Source organism: Polaromonas sp. P1_F4, assembly GCF_056405675.1.
This window is the reverse complement of record NZ_JBFUBP010000001.1, coordinates 389,434-409,134: the sequence shown is the minus strand read 5'-3', so window position 1 is coordinate 409,134 and position 19,701 is coordinate 389,434. Positions and strand designations below refer to the sequence as shown.

The following is a 19,701-nucleotide window of genomic DNA, read 5'->3' as shown; positions in this document are numbered from 1 at the left end:
GGGTTTTCCACGTGGTCGCGCTTCGCTACATGGGGTTGCACCCCATACCCCGGGCGTGCCGCCCCCTAAAGGGCTCCCCTGCTGTTTGTCTTCCAAAAGGTGGTTTGCGCAGGTCACTTGATGTATTCACGCTTGCGCATGAACGCCAGCACCTCACCGTCACGCTGGACCGTGCTCCGGGTATCAGGCGGCGGCAGGACCGCACTGGTGCCCATCTCGACGTGCTGGGAGCCTATGGAGGCAGGGAGGACCGGTGGCGGGCGTGTAAGTGGCCTGGAGTTGTCAGGGGGACGCTGACCGCCGCCGGCAACCTCACCGACAGCGGGACCGCGTTCAAAGTCTTCAAACATGCCGCGTTCAATGAATTGCTTGATGAACGACACCGGAGGAAAAACCTGTGTGCCTTGCTGCGTGTAGCAATGGCCCCGAGCGGTCTGCTCAAACCACACGCAGCCAGCGATAGCCGGGACACGCACAGGCGCTGTCAACTCGTCATAGCGAGGCGCAGTGAACGGCAACCCAGCAATGCGCGGCTCAAACGACGCAGGATCAAACACACGCTTGGGAGCTGGTGCCGGCTGATGTGTGCCTGGAGCGCTTGCGGGCGAGGCTGCAGGTGGCGCGGCCGGCGCAGGCGTTGCCACCCGGCGTTGATAGAAGTAGTAAGCCGCAGCGATCACGGCAATGGGGAGCAGACCGGCCAAGATGAGCTTGAAGGGCACCCGGAATTTCTGGGTAATAACGTCAGCGCTTTTGTACTTTCCGTACATGCCGACATCGTCAATCCATTGGGACTCGATAGAGTCCTTACGGCTCTTGGCGCAGTTGTCGCGAACGCCTTCCCACTGGTGGACCGTGACCCATTTGGAGCCAAATTTACGCATCATGTGCCGATGCACATTGCACAGCTTGCGGGCGTGCGACGGGATGAACGTCGGGTCCTGCGTGATCAGATAGATATCAAAGCCCTTGTGCCGGTGCGTCTCCAGCTCCGACTCCGCTTTAGGGATGGGCGCGCCGTTCGCACGTGGCGTAAAGAGCTGCTGGCATTCGTCAATGACGATGATGGCACCCGAGGGCAGGTTGTACCACTCTGCCGGCTTGTCCATCAGGATCCAATCGAGCTGCAGATCCTTGATGCCCGTGTAGTACACGGCGCGGTTCTCAGCGATACGGCGTTTCTCGACGGTGGACAGCGTGTAGAGCGTCTTGCCGTTGCCGGGCAGGCCTGTGTGCAGGTTCAGCATCAGACCACCTTCATGCGCTTGATCACGCCCTCATTGAGGCCCATCACCGTCAGGCGCAGCACCAGCGCTGAAAAAATGATCTTGATGCACACGCCGATCTTGAGGACGCCGAGCAGCTGTTGCGCCAATGGTGGAAGGGATGCGATCAGCGTGAACACCTGGGCTTCGTTCTGGGTCACCAGCAGGTCCACGCCGGTATAGGTCAGGTAACCGAAGCCCAGCGTGGCCAAAACACGCAGCACCATCTGTGTAGCACCGGAGGCAATGCCGGCAACGATGGCCGCACCGAGGCCGGTGCCAAGGACGGCAGCAAGAGGAAGCGGCATTACAGGCCTTTCACCACGAACAACGTGGAATAGATCAACGTGAAGGCAACAGCGATGTAGCCGAGAGCGCGCAGGTAAGTGCACATCGCAGAGAGCGGGATAGTGACCGAGGCAAAAACAAGATTGACCTGCACGTCAGAAGGACAGGTATCGCCTAACGGGTTGGACTGGTTGAACTGCGAAACGGTCTTGTTTGTCGTCTCCAGCATTGGCCCAAAAGTGCCATTGGCCAACGCCTCTTTCACGCTGTCTAGTGCAGTCCCCGGGTCAAGCAGGCAATGCGTCTTGCTGGTTGCCTGAGCAGTCGCAACAACGAGAGCATCACCTTCGCCCGTAAAGCCACCCGTACAGTTCCCGCTCCAGCTGCTGTTGACGCACAAAGGCGAACGCGGATTCTTGGTACAGAAGTCGTCCTTCGGCTCCTGCTTGGTAGTCACCGCTGTACCGGTAGATCCATCCGGGTTAGTTTTCGTGCTGGTGATCGTGGTGGTGCACCTGTCACCGCTGCATTCGGTCTTTGAGGTGCCTTGGGTGCCGGTAGTGCCTGCCCCCTCACCGGCGCCAGTTCCAGCGCCCGAACCCGGTCCTGCTGTGCCTGTACCTGCAATGGTGGTCGTGGTGGCCGTCGTGCTTTCCGTGATGCCGGTGCTGCAAGGCAAGCACACATCCACGCCGTTGACCTGGCCGGGACACTTGCCAGTTGAACACTGCACCGGAGGCGTACCAGCCGTGGGCGTATCGTTGCCACCACCGGCACCCCCATCGCCAGTGCTACAGGTGGCCCCGATATTGATCAGCGGACCACTGGCATACCACTTGCCATCGACGCCTTTCCACGATGAGCCCGGATAGACCTTGCAGCCTCCACGGCATAGGACGCCACCGGTGTAATTGCCGGACCCGGTGTATTGGCTACTGGAAGAACTGCCGGCAACAGGAGTGCCCAACTCGCCGCAGGTTTGCTGAGGCAGCACGCAGCCGTTATGCGCGGGATTTTCAACAAAGCCAGCATTGCAAACACATGAAGTCGTGCCGGTGCTGTTTGCCGGGCAAGTGGCCGGCGTGACGCGGGAACCCCCACCGACGGTACCGGTGCCACTGGTGCCACCACCAGCGGCTGTGTATTGGTAGGAATACACACACTGACCTTCGCTATTGATCGAAATAGGCGAAACGGACACTTGCGACGAATGATGGCCATTGAAAACTGCAGCCCAGCTTGCACAGGCACCCATCTGCGAACCTACCCACTCGCCTTGATCATTCTGGCTGGAGTACATGTACTCCATGCCACCCGGAGGAGGCGGGAAGTCGGCGCGTGCAGGGGTCCAGACCATCGCCAGCGTGAGGGCGAACAGGACGGCAGCACCTAGGCGGTAAAGAAAAGCCATGCGCCCCCCAATATCGCGACCATGACCCATATACCTGCAGTAGCTTCCATACGGTTTCCCCCTGTTAAACGGCCTGACAGGTGCGCCCGGAGGTTGTCCAGGCGCACGAATCAAACAGCGCTTACAGGGCGCGTTTGAACCACTTGTAGAGCACGATCGCAACGGCAATGCCGAAGACGATGCCGCCCAAAGTGATGATGTCGGTCTTGGCCGTTGCCAGTTCCGTGGAGACCACGGTATCCAGCGCGGCATGGGCCGACTGCATCAGACCAAACAGCATTGCGAGAACAGACAGGACCATCAGTTTGATTTTGTTGAACATGGTTTTCTTTCAAAAGGTGGCGGGGTGAATCCCCAACTACACCGATGAGGGCACGACGTTTCACAACGCTGGCACCCTCACCGCTGGAGTTCTTTAGTCCGGCTCCCCCGGGTTGCGGACCATGCGGATGAAATAGCGGAATACGAGGGCTGACACCCACACCGAAACGATCAACCCTGAGAGCAAAGCGCCGTCCTGGACGGACATGCTGAAAGGGATGAGCGAGACCTGCATATCGAGCGTGACGGTGCACGCGCTGGGGCAGGAGATGGTGATGGGGTCAGCCATGGTTAGGCTGCTGGTGTGGAACGACGCACAGCGTTGGCAGGCAGCGGCGTGAGGTCGGTCAGCACGGCGCAGATGTCGCCTTTGTTGTCGCCCCAGTCCGGCACCTGCAGGGCGAAGGTGGCGCGGAACGTGCCAGGCACACACTTTTTCTGCAGCGCCTCATCGCGGGTGCGCAGAGCGCCAACAGTAATCACGGTTTCGCCGTCATCGCCCAACAGGATGGAGCGTGCGGCGAAGTGCGGGAACTTGTTGCCCTTAGCGGTGGTGCGCTCTTCGCTTTCGACGGTAAGGATACGAACGGTGGATGAAAAAACGGTCATGATGAAATTCCTATGAGTTGATGTAGCGCCGGAACCCGGCCCGAAGCCCTTACGCGAAGGCTTGAGGCTGGGTTCAATCGCTCAACACCTTGACCTCTGAGCACGCGAAGTAATCGCGCTGCGCGGTCATGTACGTCCAAAACCAGCCGAGGCGAACCCGCGACACGCGTGCAGTAGCACCACCGGGAAACTCGACAACACAACCCTTTTTGACAGCAGCACGGCGCGTGCTATCGAGGTTGGAGCGCTTGGGGGCGGTCATGGGAGAACCGCCACCGTCACGGACTTGACGCCGTAGACAAAAAGCGAACGGAGCAACACCACCGAGTCCAAGGCATCAAAGCCGGTTTCGACCACATCGGCACCGGGCTGGCCATGCAGGCCGGGAACATCGATGTAGCTCAGGCTGTACCGAGGGATGGAAGGGCTACCATCTCCGCACAACGAGGAGGAACTATCGATGCAGATACTTGTTTGCCCATCCACACCAATCTGGCTAACCGCACTGATCGGAGGCTTCGTAGGCGCCGGAGGCTGGTTTGTGCTCTGGCTATGCGGCTGGGAAATCAAACTGGTCCGCAAGGGGGCCAAGGAAGAGGAAGAGAAGCCTTGGTTTGAGCGCAAAGACCCATCCTGAGGGATGCACACCCCCTGCCCGGAATCAGCGGCCGGAGGCACCCGGCGGGCCTCATCGTTTTCAGCAGGGGGAGTGCAAACGGGGCAAGGGCAACCCGGAAAGGTTGCAAAGCAATGCGGTTGAGAGTCCATGGAGTGCCTTCCAGTAGTCGATAATTACCAATTAATGGTCTATACCAATAATTGGTATATAGACAATATATACCATTAAATGGAATATTTCAACTACGAGGAGCCACGCATGTCATTTAAGTCGACGGTGGAACAAGCAATCTGCGCAGCGGGGAGCCAAAAGCACCTGGCCGAACTAATCGGCGAAACGCAGGGTCACATCAGCGAATTTAAAAAAGGGACGCGAATATGCGGCTTGAAAAAGCGCTTAGCGATAGCGCAGATCGCCGGTGCAGACAGCTTGCGAACAATCTTCGAATACTTCGACGACACGCTAGACGCCGGTAACGAATATGAGGCTCAAGCAAAAGCCACAATCCGCGCAATGCTTGATGCATTTCCACCCGAGACAGATGAATTGCCAGCGCCAAAAGAAAAACCCCTGCAAGCGAAAAGCTCACAGGGGTCATCTTGGCGGAAACGAAGGGATTCGAACCCTTGATGAGGCTCTACACCCCATACTCCCTTAGCAGGGGAGCACCTTCGGCCACTCGGTCACGTTTCCAATAAATCGATTATCTCACGACTTCCCGGCCATTTTCAGGTGGCGGGCTGGTCCAGGTCAAAAGCCTTGTGCAGGGCCCGCACGGCGAGTTCCATGTATTTCTCGTCGATGACGACCGAGGTCTTGATTTCGCTGGTGGAAATCATCTGGATGTTGATGCCCTCTTCGCTCAACACGCGGAACATCTTGCTGGCGATGCCGACGTGACTGCGCATGCCGATGCCGACGATGCTGACCTTGCAGATCTTGGCGTCGCCGGTGACTTCCTGCGCGCCCAGCTTGGGCACCACCTGGGTTTTCAGCAGGTCGATGGCTTTGGAGTAATCGTTGCGGTGAACCGTGAAACTGAAGTCGGTCTTGCCGTCCTTGCTGACGTTCTGGATGATCACGTCGACTTCGATGTTGGCATCGGCCACGGCGCCCAGGATCTGGTACGCGATACCAGGGGTGTCGGGTACGCCGAGCACGGAGATTTTGGCTTCATCGCGGTTGAAAGCGATGCCCGATACGATGGCTTGTTCCATGTTTTCGTCTTCCTCAAAGCTGATCAAAGTGCCTGACTTGGCTTCTTCGTTGATGTCGATGTCCCATTCGGTGAAGCTGGACAGCACGCGCAGCGGCACCTTGTATTTGCCGGCAAATTCGACCGAGCGGATCTGCAGCACCTTGGAGCCCATGGAGGCCATCTCCAGCATCTCTTCAAAGCTCACGGTGTGCAGGCGGCGTGCCTCAGGCACCACGCGCGGGTCGGTGGTGTAAACGCCGTCGACGTCGGTGTAAATCAGGCATTCGTGCGCCTTGAGCGCTGCGGCGATGGCCACGGCCGAAGTGTCGGAACCACCGCGGCCCAGCGTGGTGACGTTGCCGGCCTCGTCCACGCCCTGGAAGCCGGTGATGATGACGACCTTGCCGGCGTCCAGGTCTGCACGCACACGCTCGTCGTCGATCGACTCGATGCGGGCCTTGGTGTAGGCGTTATTGGTCTTGATGGTGACCTGCCAGCCGGCGTAGCTCACAGCCGGCATGCCTTCGGCCTGCAGCGCAATGGCCAGCAGTGCGCTGGAGGCCTGCTCGCCGGTAGCGGCCAGCGCATCAAGCTCGCGACCATAAGCGTCGCTTGTCCTGGCGGGTGCCAGTTCTTTGGCCAGGCCGAGCAAACGGTTGGTTTCGCCGCTCATGGCACTGGGAACGACCACCATCTGGTGGCCGGCCCGCGCCCATTTGGCCACGCGCTTGGCGACATTGCGGATGCGCTCGGTGGAGCCCATCGACGTGCCGCCGTATTTATGAACGATCAATGCCATTTTCAGGGTCACTCAGAGGTGTTTGGTTTCAGGCCCGGGCGTTTATAAATCCATTTTTCGGGCGAATTGCGTCGTTGCGCGGTGCTCGCAATCCTCATGTACCGAAGTACATTCCGGTTGCTGCGCTCCGGGCGCCTCGCACTTCATCCCGAAAAGCTGGATTTCTAGAACGCCCTACGCACATCAAAGAGGCTCAAAAAGGTGCGCTCCGCCAGCAAAGCCTTCAATTATACCTAGGGACTACTACCTGGTTAGCTCGCCTTATCCCCCGCAGCCGCATAGTTCAGCACCGCACCAGCGCGCGTGACATGCCCGGTAGCCACCTTGAGGTGGATCTGGTGCCCGCGCGTGGTGCAGGCGGCGATTTGCAGGAGCAGTTGGTCGAGCTGCGCTGCACTGGGTGTGGCTTGCTGCAGCGTCAGCCAATAGCGCAGCACATTGGCCTGCCGCGGCTGTGACAGGGATTGCAGGGATTTGATCACCGGGGGGGTTCCCACGGCAGCCAGGTCTTGCTGTGCCACCTCGACCAGCAACCCGTGCGCCTGGGCCGCGTGGCGCGCGCTGCGTGCAAAGGTTTCACGAAACTGCGGAAAGGTTTGCGCCAACGCGGGCAGCAGGCGGGCCCGGATGCGGTTGCGCGTGAACTGCTCGTCGGTGTTGGTCGGGTCTTCCACCCAGGTGATGCCGCGCGTCACCAGCCAATCGCGCAGCAATGCCCCGGGCACCGTCAGCAGCGGACGGTAATAGGTCATGCCGTCACGCTCCCATTGCGCCGGCATGGCGGCCAGCCCGGGCAGCCCCGCTCCGCGTGATAACGCCAACAGCATGGTTTCCACCTGGTCATCGGCGTGCTGGGCAATTGCTATGCTTTTAATAGCTGCTTGCGCATATCCTTCCTGGGCTGCAGCCCTAAACGCCGCATAACGCGCCTTGCGTGCCGCGTCTTCCGGGCTCTCACCGGAGGCGTGGCGGGCATCCACGCGCCGGACAGTGAGCGGGACTTTGAACTGCGCACACAGGTCAACGCAGTGCCGCTCAAACTCATCCGCCGCCGCCTGCAGGCCGTGATGGATATGGATGGCATGCACCTGCCCTGGCCAATTCTCGGCGCAGGCTACCAGCAAGGCGACAGAATCTGCGCCGCCGCTGAGCGCAACGGCCAATGGGAAAGAAGGTTGAAATCGGGAAATCGCTGCGGCGACAGCGATCGCGGCGCTGTCACTCTCGGCCTCAGCACCATGGGGTTTCGCATGGTGGCGGGCCATCGTCTTGTCGCTCCAGCTTGTGCCGGGGCGGCTTACTTGCCGGCGTCGGCCTTGGTGTCGGTGAAGCGGCCGTAGCTTTGCAGGCGCTCGTAGCGGCGGTCGAGCAGCTCCTTGACCTTCAGGTCACTGACCTGGCGGAAGGCGTCGTTGAGCGCACGTTTCAGGAAAGCGGCCATTTGCTTGTGGTCGCGGTGGGCGCCGCCCACGGGTTCGTTCACGATCTTGTCGATCACGCCCAGGGCCTTGAGCCGGTGCGCCGTGATGCCCAGCGCCTCGGCGGCTTCCTGCGCCTTGTCGGAGGTTTTCCAGAGGATGGACGCGCAGCCTTCAGGGCTGATGACAGAGTAGATTGAATACTGCAGCATGACCACCTGGTCGGCCACCGAGATGGCCAGCGCGCCGCCGGAGCCGCCTTCGCCGATGATGGTGGTGATGATGGGCACTTCGAGCTGCGCCATCTCAAAGATGTTGCGGCCGATGGCCTCGGACTGGCCGCGCTCTTCGGCGTCAATGCCGGGGTAAGCGCCGGGCGTGTCGACAAAGGTGAACACCGGCAGCTTGAACTTCTCGGCGGTCTTCATCAGGCGCAGGGCCTTGCGGTAGCCCTCGGGCTTGCTCATGCCGAAGTTGCGCAGGCCGCGTTCCTTGGTGTCGCGGCCCTTCTGGTGGCCCAGCACCATGCAGGCGGTGCCGTTGAAGCGCGCCAGGCCGCCCACGATGGACAGGTCGTCGGCAAAATGCCGGTCGCCGTGCAACTCAACAAAATCCGTGAAGATTTCGTTGACGTAATCCAGGGTGTAGGGACGTTCCGCGTGGCGGGCGATCTTGGTGATCTGCCAGGGCGTGAGGTCGCTGTAGATGTCTTTGGTGAGCTGCTGGCTCTTTTTGGCCAGCTGGTCGATTTCTTCAGAGATATCGACAGCCGACTCGGTCTGTACGTAGCGCAGTTCTTCAATTTTTCCTTCAAGCTCCGCAATCGGTTGCTCGAAATCGAGGAAGGTCTTCTTCGCCATGTGCTGCTCCTCAGGGCTTCATGAAACTTAAATTTGCTCGGTACCCGTGGGGGTACCCAGAACCGGTAATGGGTCCAGAGAGCGCCAAATATACCAAGTTGCCACGCTGCAGTATGGCGACCAGGCGGCAGCCACCTCTCGCGCGTCGCTTCGGCTGACGGATTCACCCGAAAAGTAATTCTGGCTGATGCCGGTGATCAGCCCCACATCGTCCAGCGGCAGGACATTCGGTCGCATCAGGTAAAAAATCAAAAACATCTCGGCCGTCCAGCGGCCGATGCCGCGAATGGCAACCAGCTCCGCAATGATGGCCTCATCGTCCATCGCTGCCCAATCCTTGACGTGGACGGTGCCTGCGTCGAAGTGGATCGCCAGGTCCACCAGGTATTCGACTTTGCGGGCGCTCAGGCCGGCCGCGCGCATGTCGTCAACTTTGAGGCGCAGCACGTTGGCAGGCGTCACTTTTTTCGGCAACGCAGAAAATTTGGCCCAGACGCTTTGCGCCGCCTTGACCGAAATTTGCTGGCCCACGATGCTGCGCGCCAGGGTGCCAAAAGCATCGCCGCGGGTTTGCAAGCAGGCGTCGCCGAACAAGGGAATCAGCCGCTTCATCACGCGGTCTTTTTTCACCAGGTGTTTGCAGGCATCGGCCCAATACTCGGGCACCGTGGTGGCCGGCTCGGCAACGTCGGCCAGCTCAGCGCTGGCCGGGCCGCTTTTTACTATCTTTTTCATAGCTGCTTGCGCCCGCCCTTATTGGTCTGCGGGCCGAAATGGCATGAAAAACAGGGTAAAAGAGCCGTCCAGAACCTCATGATTGCACCTCCCAGGTGGTGCCGGCGGGCGAATCCTTCAACACAATGCCTTTGGCCAGCAGGTCCTTGCGGATGCGGTCGGCTTCGGCGAAATCTTTTGCCAGCTTCGCGGCTGCCCGCTGCGCGATCAGTTGCTGGACGCTGGCGTCGTCAAGGCCGGCGCCGGCCTGGAGGTAGGCGCCGGGCGAACCTTGCAGCAGGCCCAGGCAGCCACCCAGGTTTTTCAGCAGCCCTGCGAGTTCGGCAGAGCCGGTCCGGTTGACTTCACCGGCCAGCTCAAACAACACAGCCACGGCCTCCGGCGTTCCGAAGTCTTCGTCCATGGCCGCCTTGAAGCGCTGCGCAAACGGATGGGCCCAGTCGGTCGGCAGCGCTGCCGGCTTGACCAGATCGAGCGATGTGTAAAGCCGCTTGAGCGAGTTGCGCGCATCGTCCAGATGGGCGTCGCTGTAATTCAGGGCGCTGCGGTAGTGGGCGCGAACAATGAAAAACCGTACGGTTTCGGCATCGTATTTGGCCAGTACTTCGCGGATGGTGAAGAAGTTGCCAAGCGACTTGGACATCTTCTCGTTGTCAACGCGCACAAAACCGTTGTGCACCCAGAAGCGGGCCAGCGGCTTCCCGTTGGCCGCCTCGCTCTGGGCGATCTCGTTTTCGTGGTGCGGGAACTGCAAATCGGCACCGCCGCCGTGAATGTCGAAGGTCTCGCCCAGCGTGCCGCGGCACATGGCCGAGCACTCGATATGCCAGCCGGGACGGCCGGGGCCATAGGCGCTCTCCCACCTGGCGTCGTCGGGCTCGGTGGGTTTGGCGCTTTTCCAGAGCACAAAGTCCAGCGGGTCTTCCTTGCCGTCGAGCACAGCGACGCGCTCGCCAGCGCGCAGCTCGTCGAGTGACTTGCCCGAGAGCTTGCCGTAGCCGGGAAACTTGCGCACCGCGTAATTCATGTCACCGGTGGAGCCCTTGTAGGCCAGGCCTTTTTCCTCCAGCGTGGCGATCATGCCCAGCATCTGCGGCACGTACTCAGTCGCACGGGGTTCCAGCGATGGAGGCTCTATACCCAGCGCGCCGATGTCCTGGTGCATGGCCGCGATCATCTCGTCGGTCAGCTGGCGGATGGTGATGCCGCGCTCAACCGCCCGCTTGATGATCTTGTCGTCGATGTCGGTGATGTTGCGCACATACGTAACCTTCAGGCCGCTTGCCTTGAGCCAGCGTTGCACCACGTCGAACGCCATCATCATGCGCGCATGGCCGATGTGGCAGAGGTCGTAAATCGTCATTCCGCACACATACATGCGCACATGGCCGGGATCAAGCGGGGAAAATTCTTCCACGGCACGCGACAGCGTGTTGTAAATGCGAAGGCTCATGAAAATTATGCTGCGGGGCCTGGCATCGGCCGGAAGCAGCCGGTGGTCAGGCAAAGGAAAGAAGCTTTATCTCACGGACGCCGCAGGCGGGCAAGGGCCATTCGGCGTACACGCGAAAACGTGCGATAAAAACGGAAAGTACGCAATTCTGGGGGCCATGAACTATACCCCCCTCAGTTACAATCGCCCAGTATATCCAGCCCGTCCGACAACGTTCAGCGGCTCCCGGGGCGCCCTGAAAAGCCTGGCTGTTTATGTTGACTTTCCGCCCAACGGCTGCCAAAACAGCACCGGGGGCTTTAAAACAAATCGCGAGAGTGCCATGCCCACGCCAAACTTCCTTACACGCAATCCGCTGTCCGCCGCCCTGCGCATGCTGGCCGTGGCGGTCACCCTGTCGGTGTCCGTTGCCCATGCCGACGACTACGCCGACGTCAGCCGCCTGATGCGTGCCGGCCAGTATGCCGAGGCGCAGGCCAAGGTTGACCAATACCTCGCCAGCAAGCCACGCGACCCGCAAATGCGTTTCTTCAAGGGCGTGATCCAGACCGAGACCGGCAAGACCAACGACGCGATCGCGACCTTCACCAAAATCACCGAAGACTACCCCGAGCTGCCTGAGCCCTACAACAACATGGCCGTGCTGTATGCCGGCCAGAGCCAGTTCGACAAGGCCCGGGCGGCGCTTGAAATGGCGATCCGGACCAACCCCAGCTACGCCACCGCACATGAAAACCTGGGCGATGTCTACGCCAGGCTCGCCAGCCAGGCCTATAGCAAGGCCCTGCAGCTCGACGGCGGCAACGCTGCCGTTCCACCCAAGCTGGCACTGATCCGCACCCTGTTCTCCGCCGAATCCAAAAACCCCACCAAGCCGGCTGCCGGCGCGCCGACGTCCGGCCCGGCTACAACACTCCCTGCGGCTCCCGCGGCGGCTGCCAAGCCAGCGCCGGCAGCCCCGGTGGCCGCAGCGCCTGCTCCTGCCGCGCCGGCAACACCCGCAGCACCCGCCGCTACCGCGGGCGCCGAAAAAGAAGTCGAAGCAGCCGTGCGCAGCTGGGCCCAGGCCTGGTCCGACAAGGACATGAACGGCTACCTCAGCAGCTACGGCCAGAACTTTGCGCCTCCCGGCAAACAGGCACGCAAGGCCTGGGAAGAAGACCGCCGCGCGCGCATCGTCGGCAAGTCGCGCATCAGCGTCAAGCTCTCCGACCTGGCCGTCGCCGTACAAGGCGCCAAGGCCACGGCCAGGTTCAAGCAGGACTACAGCGCCGACTCCATCAATATTTCCAGCCGCAAGACGCTGGAGATGGCCAAGGCCGGTGATCGCTGGGTCATCGTCAAGGAATCCACAGGCGGCTGATCGCTGGCGGCCGGCCTGACCCAAGTGCATTGTTCAGCCTGTTCCTGTCCGTCTGTGTTGGCCGGCAAACTTTCGTGGAAGCCCGCATGAAAAAAGCGGCCGCAACGCTTCTCTTCATCGCACCGTGCCTGGTGCTGGCCTTTTCGCCTGCGCGGGCTGAAACCCGCGCGCACACAACCAAGCGGCCCGCCCCGGCAAAAGCCTCCGCCCCGCATGAGGCGCGCGGCGGCGAAGCGGAAGCCCGGCTGATTGAAATCTACAAACTGATCGGCCAGGCGAATTCGCGCGAAGCCCTGCGCAAGGCCGAAGGCCTCGTGAAGGACCACCCCAACTTCCAGCTGGCCCAACTGGTTTACGGCGACTTGCTGGCCGGCTTTACACGCCCTGTGCGCACGCCAGGCGACGTTCCGGATGCCGCTGCCAAGACTGCGGCAGCCCTGCTGGCCGAGTTGCGGCAGGAGTCGCTGCTGCGCCTGCGCGCGCTGCGCGAGCGGCCCGCCCCCGGCCTGGTGCCGTCGCAATTCCTGGTGCTGTCATCGCGTAACAAACACGCCATTGCCGTCGATGCGTCCAGGTCACGCCTTTACCTGTTTGAAAACACCAGCGCGGGTCTCAAACTCGTGGCGGACTACTACATCTCGGTCGGCAAATCCGGCATTGAAAAATCCGTCGAAGGTGACCTGCGCACGCCGGTCGGCGTCTACTACATCACCAGCAACCTGAACCCCAAATCGCTGCGCGACTTTTACGGCTCGGGCGCGTTGCCCATCAACTACCCCAACCAGCTCGACGTCAAACGCGGCAAGACCGGCGGCGGCATCTGGCTGCACGGCACGCCACCGACGCAGTTTTCCCGGGCACCGCTGTCCACCGACGGATGCGTCGTGCTGGCCAACCCCGACCTGGAGCGCATCATCCGCACAGTCGAAGTGCGCAGCACGCCCGTCGTGATTGCCCACAGCCTCAAATGGGTGGCGCCGCAATCGCTGGCGGCCGACACCCGGTCGTTCGAAACCGCACTGCAAAGCTGGCACCACGCCAAGTCCAGCGGCGACATGGCCAAACTTACAAGCTGGTACACACCCGATTTCACAAGTTACGGCAAGACGCTGGCTGAATGGACGCCGCTGCTGCAAAGTGAGCTCAAGCAACTCGGTGGGCGCGACATCCTGCTCAAGGACGTGTCTTACCTGCGCTGGACCGACAGCACCGATACGATGGTGGTAACCTTTGGCGAACTGGTCAAGGGCGCCAAAACCGGCCGCACCAAACGCCAGTACTGGATCCGCCAGGGTAGCCAGTGGAAGATATTTTTCGAAGGAACCATTTGATGGCAGTTCACAGGACGCTTGCCGCACTCGCGGTGTTTTCTCCCTTGCGCCGCGCCGCATTCGCAACGGTAGCCGCGGCGAGTCTGGCCCTTCTGGCCGGCCCGGCGCTCGCGCAAAGCGCACCCAAAGTCAAGTTCGTCACCAGCGAAGGCGACTTCGTGGTCGAGGTCTATCCCGACAAGGCGCCCAAGACCGTTGAAAATTTCCTGCAATACGTCAAGGACAAACACTATGACGGCACGATTTTCCACCGCGTGATCCCCAACTTCATGGTGCAGGGCGGCGGCTACGACGCCACCTACGCCGAAAAGAAAACGCGCCCGCCGGTGCCCCATGAAGGCCGCGAGGCGCTCGCCAAGGGCGGCCCCAAAAACGTGGTCGGCACGCTGGCCATGGCGCGCACCAACGACCCCAATTCCGCGTCGTCGCAGTTCTTCATCAACGTGAAGGACAACGACTTCCTGAACCCCACGGTGATTCCCCCCGGAGACCCGGTTCCGAAGTTTGAATACCAGGGCCGCGTCTATGAAAACACCCCGCGAGCCCAGCTCGTCAACGCACCCCAGCTCTTTGGCTACACCGTGTTCGGCAAGGTGGTCAGCGGCATGGACGTCGTGAACAAGATCAAGACCGTGCCCACCGGCGCCGGCGGCCCCTTCCCGACGGACGTTCCCAAGACACCCGTCCTCATCAAATCAGCAACCCTCGTCAATTAATTGACACAGCCCTACAGGACACCATCATGAGCAATCCCAAAGTAGACCTCCACATTGCCGAATACGGCGTCATCACGCTGGAGCTCGACGCCGCCAAGGCACCCAAGACCGTTGCCAACTTCCTGAACTACGTCAACAAGGGCCATTACGCCAACACGGTGTTTCACCGCGTCATCCCGGGCTTCATGGTGCAGGGCGGCGGCTTTGAGCCGGGCATGAAACAAAAGCCTACCGACGGCGAAATCGAGAACGAAGCCAACAACGGCCTGAAGAACAACAACTACACCGTGGCCATGGCGCGTACCAATGCACCGCACTCGGCCAGCTCGCAGTTCTTCATCAACGTGGCCGACAACGGCTTCCTGAACCACACCGCACCGAATGCATCGGGCTGGGGTTATGCCGTGTTCGGCAAGGTAGTGGCCGGCACCGACGTCGTCGACAAGATCAAGGCCGTCAAGACCGGCCGCAAGGGCTTCCATGACGACGTTCCGATGGAAGACGTGATCATCCAAAAAGCCGTAGCAGTGGCCTGAGTGCCCTTTCGGGCCGCGCTTGCCGAAATCCAGCCGGTGAACAACCCCCAGGCCGTGCCCCCCATGGCGGAGCTGCCGGCCCCGCCCGTGTGGCGCACGGTCGATTTCATTTCCGACCTGCATTTGCAGGCCTCGGAGCCGGCTACGTTTGCGGCCTGGCAGCACTACCTTGAAACCACGCCCGCAGACGCGGTCTTCATCCTGGGCGACCTGTTTGAGGTCTGGGTCGGTGATGACGCCGTGGAAGGCGACCTGCTGGACCCTGCCGCCGGCTTTGACGCGCGCTGCGTGCAGGCCATGGGCAATGCTGCCGGCCGGCTGGCCCTGTTTTTCATGCACGGCAACCGTGACTTTCTGGTGGGCCAGGCCCTGATGGACCTGTGCAACGCCACTCTGCTGGCAGACCCGACCGTGCTGGTTTTTCCCGCCGGCACCGGGCGGCGCTGGTTGCTGTCGCATGGTGACGCCTTGTGCCTGGACGATGTCGACTACATGAACTTTCGCAGCCAGGTCCGCAGCCCCGAATGGCAGCGCACCTTCCTGGCCAGGCCGCTGGCTGAACGCCAGGCGATTGCGCGCGGGCTGCGCGAGCAAAGCGAAGCGCGCAAGCAGTCCGGCGCACAATATGCCGACGTCGACACCCAGGCCGCTCGCCAATGGCTGCAAGCGGCCAATTCCCGCACGCTGATTCATGGCCACACGCACAAGCCCGCCGTGCATGACCTGGGCGGCGGCCTGTCGCGCGTGGTGCTCAGCGACTGGGACCTGGGCGCCCCGGTGCCGCGCGCGGAAGTGCTGCGCCTGACGGCCGGCGGGCTGCAACGGATTACGCTGTGCTGACCCTTGTTTCATTTCGTTTAACCACCACCTCCACCTTATGCTGAACTGGTTACGAACACTTGGCGGCGCCAAGGCCCCTGAAAAAACCATCCCCGAAACCCTGTGGGTAGACACCCTGCTGCGGTTTCCTTTCCTGGGCCGGCGGCCGGTTGCGGAGCTTCAACAGCTGAACACCCTGACAGAAAAATTCCTCAAGCAAAAGGAATTTACCGGTGCGCACGGCCTGAAGGTCACCGATGAAATGGCGGTCGCGATTGCCGCACAAGCCTGCCTGCCGGTGTTGCACCTGGGCCTGCGCTGGTACGACGACTTCAAGGGCATCGTGGTTCACCCCGGCGCCATGCTGGCGCGCCGCCAGGTCACCGACCAGGCCGGCGTGGTGCACCACTACAGCGAAGAGCTGCTGGGCGAAGCCATGCAGGGCGGCCCCGTCACACTGAGCTGGCAGGACGTGGCCGGCGCGGGCGACTCGGCCGAGCACGGCCACAACGTGGTAATTCACGAATTCATCCACAAGATCGACATGCGCGATGGCGCCGCCGACGGCTGCCCGCCCTTGCCCACGCGCAGTGCCCTCACCTCGTGGCATGCGGTCATGCAGCCGGCTTACGACGGGTTCTGCGAAAAAGTCGCCATGGCCACACGTTTCGGCGCCGAGCCGCCATGGCTGGACAGCTATGGGGCCCGGTCACCGGCCGAATTTTTTGCCGTGGCGTGCGAAGCCTATTTTGTGAACCGCACACGCTTCACACAGGACTTCGCGCCCCTGACCGTGCTGTTCGACAAGTTTTTTATGCCGAAATGAGCCTACAGCGGCTTTCCGGCGCCACGCTGACAATTTTCGAGAGGCAAATCGCCCCTTAACCCAATCTGAACGGGCGCAAGCAGCTATCAAATACATAGCAACAGGCCGGCCCGGTTTGCCTCTTTTCAGGCCGGCTTAACCCCATTTTCCCCGCCCCTTCGTTTCAATGGGCTCCACCACTTTCTGGAGCTCACGTGAAAACCCCCCTTCTTGCCTCTTCCATCCTGCTGGCCATCCTCACCATGGCCGCCCTGCCCGCGCAGGCCGTCGGCCGGCTGGCCGATGTGACCGTGATTGACCGCAACACCGGCGCCACGCTGCCGCTGTACCACCACCGCGGCGAATACTGGGTGGCCGGCCAATGCGGCGCCAAATACGCCATCGCCGTGCGCAACAAGCTCGGTGAACGGGTGCTGGCCGTGACCGCCGTCGACGGCGTGAACGTGCTGAGCGGCGAAACCGCCGCCTGGGACCAGACCGGTTATGTGTTTTCGCCCTGGCAGCAGTACCAGGTCACCGGCTGGCGCAAAAGCAGCAGCGAGATCGCCGCATTTGAATTTTCCGCACTCGGGGATTCGTACGCCGGCCGCACCGGCAGGCCCGGCAACGTCGGCGTGATCGGTGTGGCGCTCTTCAGGGAGCAAGCTCCCGAGCCGGTCGCCCAGGCGCCCGCCTATTCCAGCCGTAAGGAGCGCGAGGCCGACGCATCGCTGGGCCTGCGAAACGCCCCCTCGCCTTCATCAGCCTCACCGGCACCTTTGGCGGAATCATCCACCGCCGGAAAATCCGCGCTGGCCGACCGCGCCAGCGGTGGCGTGGAAGCTTCTGCCTTGTCCGAAGACCGGGTTAGAAGGCTGCCGTCTACACCCCTGCCTGCCGCCAGGCTCGGCACGGGCCACGGCGCACGGGAAAACTCACTGGTGTCACAGACCACCTTCGCGCGCCTGCAAACACAGCCCAACGAGGTCATCCGCATCCGCTACGACAGCCGCGAGAACCTGATCGCCAGCGGCGTGATCCGCGAACCCGTGGCGCGCAACCCCATCCCGGATCCGTTCCCGCAGTCAGGAAACCCGTCTTATGTACCTGACCCTCCACGGTATTGAGCCCCCACGGTCGTTCACTTCGTGTAACTCTCTGCCCCCCGAGGGGGCGCTGCGCCTGCGGCCCGGCAAAGCCGGTTCCGCGGCCCCTGCTGGTCTGGAGAGCCCCTGCGCGGTGGTCTGTTGTCGTGAGAAAGATCGCGCGTTGCGCCGTGATAATCTGGTACATGCCCAGCGCCACGCCGACCGACCATGCAGCCGAAGACAGCGACGAATCGCTGATGCTGCGTTATGCGGCCGGCGACATGGCGGCTTTTGACGTGCTGTATGCGCGGCATGAACTGGGGGTGTGGCGCTATGTGTTCCGCAGCGTGCGGGTGCAGGCGGTGGCCGATGACCTGCTGCAGGATGTCTGGTTTGCCGTGGCGCGCAGCGCCGCCACCTATACGGTGACGGCGAAGTTCAAAACGTGGCTGTTCACCATGGCGCACAACCGGATGGTCGATTACTTCCGCACGGCAAAGCAGCACGTCAGCATCGATGGACGCGGCGACGATGAGGAAGGCCTGGGCCTTGGCGATACGCTGGCGGCCGACTCGGGCTTCGGCCCGGTGCGGCAACTGCAGTCGCGCGAGCAGGCAGCCGCGCTGATTGCCGCGGTCGAACGCTTGCCCCACGAACAGCGCGAAGCCTTCCTGCTGCAAGCCGAAGCCGGCATGAGCGTGGAAGACATCGCCACCGCGACCGGCGTCAGCTTTGAAACCGCCAAGAGCCGCCTGCGCTACGCCCGCAACAGCCTGCGCCAGCAGCTACAGGAGTTTGCATGACAGAGCCTGAACACAGCCAGCACGGCGACGAGCTGTTGCAGCGCTACCGGGAGGCCAGCGCAGACGACACACGCCGCCCCGGCGCGCATGTGCGTGACGCCGTGCGCGCCCACGCGCAGATGGTGATCGAAGCCGGCAAGCAGGCCGGTGCGTCGCAAGCTGTCGCCAACACCGATGCAGCGCAGCGCCCGGCAGCCAACCAGTCGCGCTGGAAAATCTCCGCGCTGGCGGGCTTTGCGCTGGCCGGCCTGACCGGGTTGCTGGTGCTGCAATTTGACCGCGGCACCGACGAGGAAAAAGAACTGGCGTTTGGCCAGCCCAGTCCTGCGGCGCAGTCGTCGCCGGCAGCTGCGCCTTCGGCAGCAACAGGAACAGCACCACCGGTTTCGCCACCGATGGCCGCGACTCCCGATCCTGTAGCGCCGCAAACGCCTGCACCGGAACCCGATGCCCGGAAGCGGTCTGCCGAAACTGCCAAGCCGGCGTTGAAATCGCCGGCATCTTCGGCGCAGGACAAAGCAGTGGCCTCACCCGCAGCGAATGAGCCAGCCACGCGGAAAAAAGAAACCAGGGCGCCAATGGACACCACAGCGCCCTCAACTGCGCCGTTTGCCATACCAGCGCCCGCTGCCATGCCCGCTCCTGCACCTGTCGCCCCCATCCAGGAAAATGCGCAGCCTTGGCCCGGGCAGGCGCCGCACATGGCGGGCATAGGGAGCGGATCTCCGTCGGCAACACCATCGCAGGCCGACATGTTAGCCGCGGCGCCGGCTGCGCGTCAGGCACCCGCGCCCGCTGCTGCTGCCGCAGCTGCGCCTGCCGCGCCTGCAGCACGCGCCGTAACGCCACTGCAAAAACAGGAAGGCGCCCTGCAATACCGCGCACCGCGTGCAGAAACGGGTGCCGGGCCCAACCGTCTGGCCGGGGCTCTGCAGGACGCTGCCCGTGCAGGACGCCTGGAGCTGCTGGAACGCCTGCTCCAGCAAGGAGCCCCCGTCAACGCAGCCGATACGGCTGGCCGCACGCCGCTGATCCTGGCCGTCATGCAAGGCCACACCGCCGTGGTTCAGCGCCTGCTGGCAGCCGGGGCCAACCCGGCGCTGGTGGATCAGGAAGGGCTCAACGCCCTGCAGCACGCGCGGCGGCTGGGCTTTGACGGGATTGCCCACCTGATTGAAGCGGCTTCCTGAGCGCCGGAGCGGCACTGCGCCGCGGACTTACAAAGCAGATCGACTTCCAGCCCAGTACTGGCGGGCGCAAGCAG

Annotated in this window: 24 protein-coding genes and 1 tRNA gene; 11 read left to right on the top strand and 14 right to left on the bottom strand. The window is 62.1% G+C overall.

All coding sequences use genetic code 11. The annotated features are described in order from the left end of the window. Positions 1-113: 113 nt before the first annotated feature. The 8 genes from AC1DYQ_RS02005 to AC1DYQ_RS01970 all read right to left on the bottom strand — a co-directional run bounded on the left by AC1DYQ_RS02005 (position 114) and on the right by AC1DYQ_RS01970 (position 4,338). Complete coding sequence (locus AC1DYQ_RS02005) at positions 114-1,247, bottom strand: zonular occludens toxin domain-containing protein (protein ID WP_477685352.1); 1,134 nt, start codon at positions 1,245-1,247, stop codon at positions 114-116. Further along, the gene (locus tag AC1DYQ_RS02000; protein WP_477685351.1) at positions 1,247-1,573 is read right to left on the bottom strand and encodes a DUF2523 domain-containing protein; all 327 of its coding nucleotides are present in this window, start codon (positions 1,571-1,573) and stop codon (positions 1,247-1,249) included. Before AC1DYQ_RS02000 ends, AC1DYQ_RS02005 begins: the two co-directional genes overlap by 1 nt. After that, positions 1,573-2,964 carry a hypothetical protein gene (locus AC1DYQ_RS01995; protein WP_477685350.1) on the bottom strand — a complete coding sequence of 464 codons (1,392 nt, stop codon included), beginning with the start codon at positions 2,962-2,964 and terminating at the stop codon, positions 1,573-1,575. The genes AC1DYQ_RS02000 and AC1DYQ_RS01995 overlap by 1 nt, the downstream gene beginning before the upstream one ends. Before the next feature lie 121 nt (positions 2,965-3,085). Then, positions 3,086-3,286: a major capsid protein gene (locus AC1DYQ_RS01990; RefSeq protein WP_477685349.1), complete on the bottom strand. Its 201-nt coding sequence runs from the start codon at positions 3,284-3,286 to the stop codon at positions 3,086-3,088. 93 nt (positions 3,287-3,379) lie between these two features. Further along, positions 3,380-3,574: a hypothetical protein gene (locus AC1DYQ_RS01985; RefSeq protein WP_477685348.1), complete on the bottom strand. Its 195-nt coding sequence runs from the start codon at positions 3,572-3,574 to the stop codon at positions 3,380-3,382. A 2-nt stretch (positions 3,575-3,576) separates the two neighbouring features. After that, positions 3,577-3,894 (bottom strand): hypothetical protein, encoded by a 318-nt coding sequence (locus AC1DYQ_RS01980; RefSeq protein WP_477685347.1) that lies wholly within the window; start codon positions 3,892-3,894, stop codon positions 3,577-3,579. Between the two features lie 73 nt (positions 3,895-3,967). After that, on the bottom strand, positions 3,968-4,156 hold the full coding sequence (locus tag AC1DYQ_RS01975; protein WP_477685346.1) for a hypothetical protein: 189 nt from the start codon (positions 4,154-4,156) through the stop codon (positions 3,968-3,970). Further along, positions 4,153-4,338 carry a hypothetical protein gene (locus AC1DYQ_RS01970; protein WP_477685345.1) on the bottom strand — a complete coding sequence of 62 codons (186 nt, stop codon included), beginning with the start codon at positions 4,336-4,338 and terminating at the stop codon, positions 4,153-4,155. The genes AC1DYQ_RS01975 and AC1DYQ_RS01970 overlap by 4 nt, the downstream gene beginning before the upstream one ends. Positions 4,339-4,354: 16 nt before the next feature. Between AC1DYQ_RS01970 and AC1DYQ_RS01965 the strand changes: the two genes are divergently transcribed. Both AC1DYQ_RS01965 and AC1DYQ_RS01960 read left to right on the top strand, forming a co-directional pair. Further along, a complete protein-coding gene (locus AC1DYQ_RS01965) occupies positions 4,355-4,531 on the top strand; it encodes a hypothetical protein (protein ID WP_477685344.1) in 177 nt (58 codons plus the stop codon). A 240-nt stretch (positions 4,532-4,771) separates the two neighbouring features. After that, positions 4,772-5,143: a helix-turn-helix domain-containing protein gene (locus tag AC1DYQ_RS01960; protein WP_477685343.1), complete on the top strand. Its 372-nt coding sequence runs from the start codon at positions 4,772-4,774 to the stop codon at positions 5,141-5,143. Here AC1DYQ_RS01960 and AC1DYQ_RS01955 read toward each other — a convergent pair. From AC1DYQ_RS01955 to cysS, 6 genes are all read right to left on the bottom strand, one after another. Then, positions 5,114-5,206: transfer RNA gene (locus tag AC1DYQ_RS01955), tRNA-Ser, on the bottom strand. The two genes, AC1DYQ_RS01960 and AC1DYQ_RS01955, sit on opposite strands and share 30 nt — an antisense overlap. Before the next feature lie 35 nt (positions 5,207-5,241). Then, entirely contained in the window at positions 5,242-6,510 is a 1,269-nt protein-coding gene (locus tag AC1DYQ_RS01950; RefSeq protein ID WP_477685342.1) for an aspartate kinase, read from the bottom strand. Positions 6,511-6,761: 251 nt separating this feature from the next. Next, on the bottom strand, positions 6,762-7,775 hold the full coding sequence (gene tilS, locus AC1DYQ_RS01945) for a tRNA lysidine(34) synthetase TilS (protein WP_477685341.1): 1,014 nt from the start codon (positions 7,773-7,775) through the stop codon (positions 6,762-6,764). Positions 7,776-7,807: 32 nt separating this feature from the next. Beyond that, positions 7,808-8,788 (bottom strand): acetyl-CoA carboxylase carboxyltransferase subunit alpha, encoded by a 981-nt coding sequence (locus AC1DYQ_RS01940; RefSeq protein ID WP_092131429.1) that lies wholly within the window; start codon positions 8,786-8,788, stop codon positions 7,808-7,810. Between the two features lie 27 nt (positions 8,789-8,815). Further along, positions 8,816-9,523: a DNA-3-methyladenine glycosylase family protein gene (locus AC1DYQ_RS01935; protein WP_477685340.1), complete on the bottom strand. Its 708-nt coding sequence runs from the start codon at positions 9,521-9,523 to the stop codon at positions 8,816-8,818. A 76-nt stretch (positions 9,524-9,599) separates the two neighbouring features. Continuing rightward, the gene (cysS, locus tag AC1DYQ_RS01930; RefSeq protein WP_477685339.1) at positions 9,600-10,976 is read right to left on the bottom strand and encodes a cysteine--tRNA ligase; all 1,377 of its coding nucleotides are present in this window, start codon (positions 10,974-10,976) and stop codon (positions 9,600-9,602) included. A gap of 322 nt (positions 10,977-11,298) precedes the next feature. On the opposite strand from cysS, the gene AC1DYQ_RS01925 reads away from it, so the two are divergent. From AC1DYQ_RS01925 to AC1DYQ_RS01885, 9 genes are all read left to right on the top strand, one after another. Continuing rightward, entirely contained in the window at positions 11,299-12,339 is a 1,041-nt protein-coding gene (locus AC1DYQ_RS01925) for a L,D-transpeptidase Cds6 family protein (RefSeq protein WP_477685338.1), read from the top strand. A gap of 86 nt (positions 12,340-12,425) precedes the next feature. Then, the gene (locus AC1DYQ_RS01920) at positions 12,426-13,670 is read left to right on the top strand and encodes a L,D-transpeptidase family protein (protein WP_477685337.1); all 1,245 of its coding nucleotides are present in this window, start codon (positions 12,426-12,428) and stop codon (positions 13,668-13,670) included. Then, a complete protein-coding gene (locus AC1DYQ_RS01915) occupies positions 13,670-14,386 on the top strand; it encodes a peptidylprolyl isomerase (RefSeq protein WP_477685336.1) in 717 nt (238 codons plus the stop codon). Before AC1DYQ_RS01920 ends, AC1DYQ_RS01915 begins: the two co-directional genes overlap by 1 nt. Before the next feature lie 26 nt (positions 14,387-14,412). Further along, the gene (locus tag AC1DYQ_RS01910; RefSeq protein WP_457280264.1) at positions 14,413-14,922 is read left to right on the top strand and encodes a peptidylprolyl isomerase; all 510 of its coding nucleotides are present in this window, start codon (positions 14,413-14,415) and stop codon (positions 14,920-14,922) included. A 63-nt stretch (positions 14,923-14,985) separates the two neighbouring features. Continuing rightward, positions 14,986-15,762, top strand: a complete 777-nt coding sequence (locus AC1DYQ_RS01905; RefSeq protein WP_477685851.1) for a UDP-2,3-diacylglucosamine diphosphatase — start codon at positions 14,986-14,988, stop codon at positions 15,760-15,762. Between the two features lie 37 nt (positions 15,763-15,799). Continuing rightward, positions 15,800-16,567, top strand: a complete 768-nt coding sequence (locus tag AC1DYQ_RS01900; protein ID WP_477685335.1) for a M90 family metallopeptidase — start codon at positions 15,800-15,802, stop codon at positions 16,565-16,567. 242 nt (positions 16,568-16,809) lie between these two features. Beyond that, positions 16,810-17,673, top strand: coding sequence for a hypothetical protein (locus AC1DYQ_RS01895; protein WP_477685850.1), 864 nt, complete (start codon positions 16,810-16,812; stop codon positions 17,671-17,673). 164 nt (positions 17,674-17,837) lie between these two features. Continuing rightward, positions 17,838-18,437, top strand: coding sequence for a sigma-70 family RNA polymerase sigma factor (locus tag AC1DYQ_RS01890; protein ID WP_477685334.1), 600 nt, complete (start codon positions 17,838-17,840; stop codon positions 18,435-18,437). Next, complete coding sequence (locus tag AC1DYQ_RS01885) at positions 18,434-19,627, top strand: ankyrin repeat domain-containing protein (RefSeq protein WP_477685333.1); 1,194 nt, start codon at positions 18,434-18,436, stop codon at positions 19,625-19,627. The genes AC1DYQ_RS01890 and AC1DYQ_RS01885 overlap by 4 nt, the downstream gene beginning before the upstream one ends. Positions 19,628-19,701: the final 74 nt, after the last annotated feature.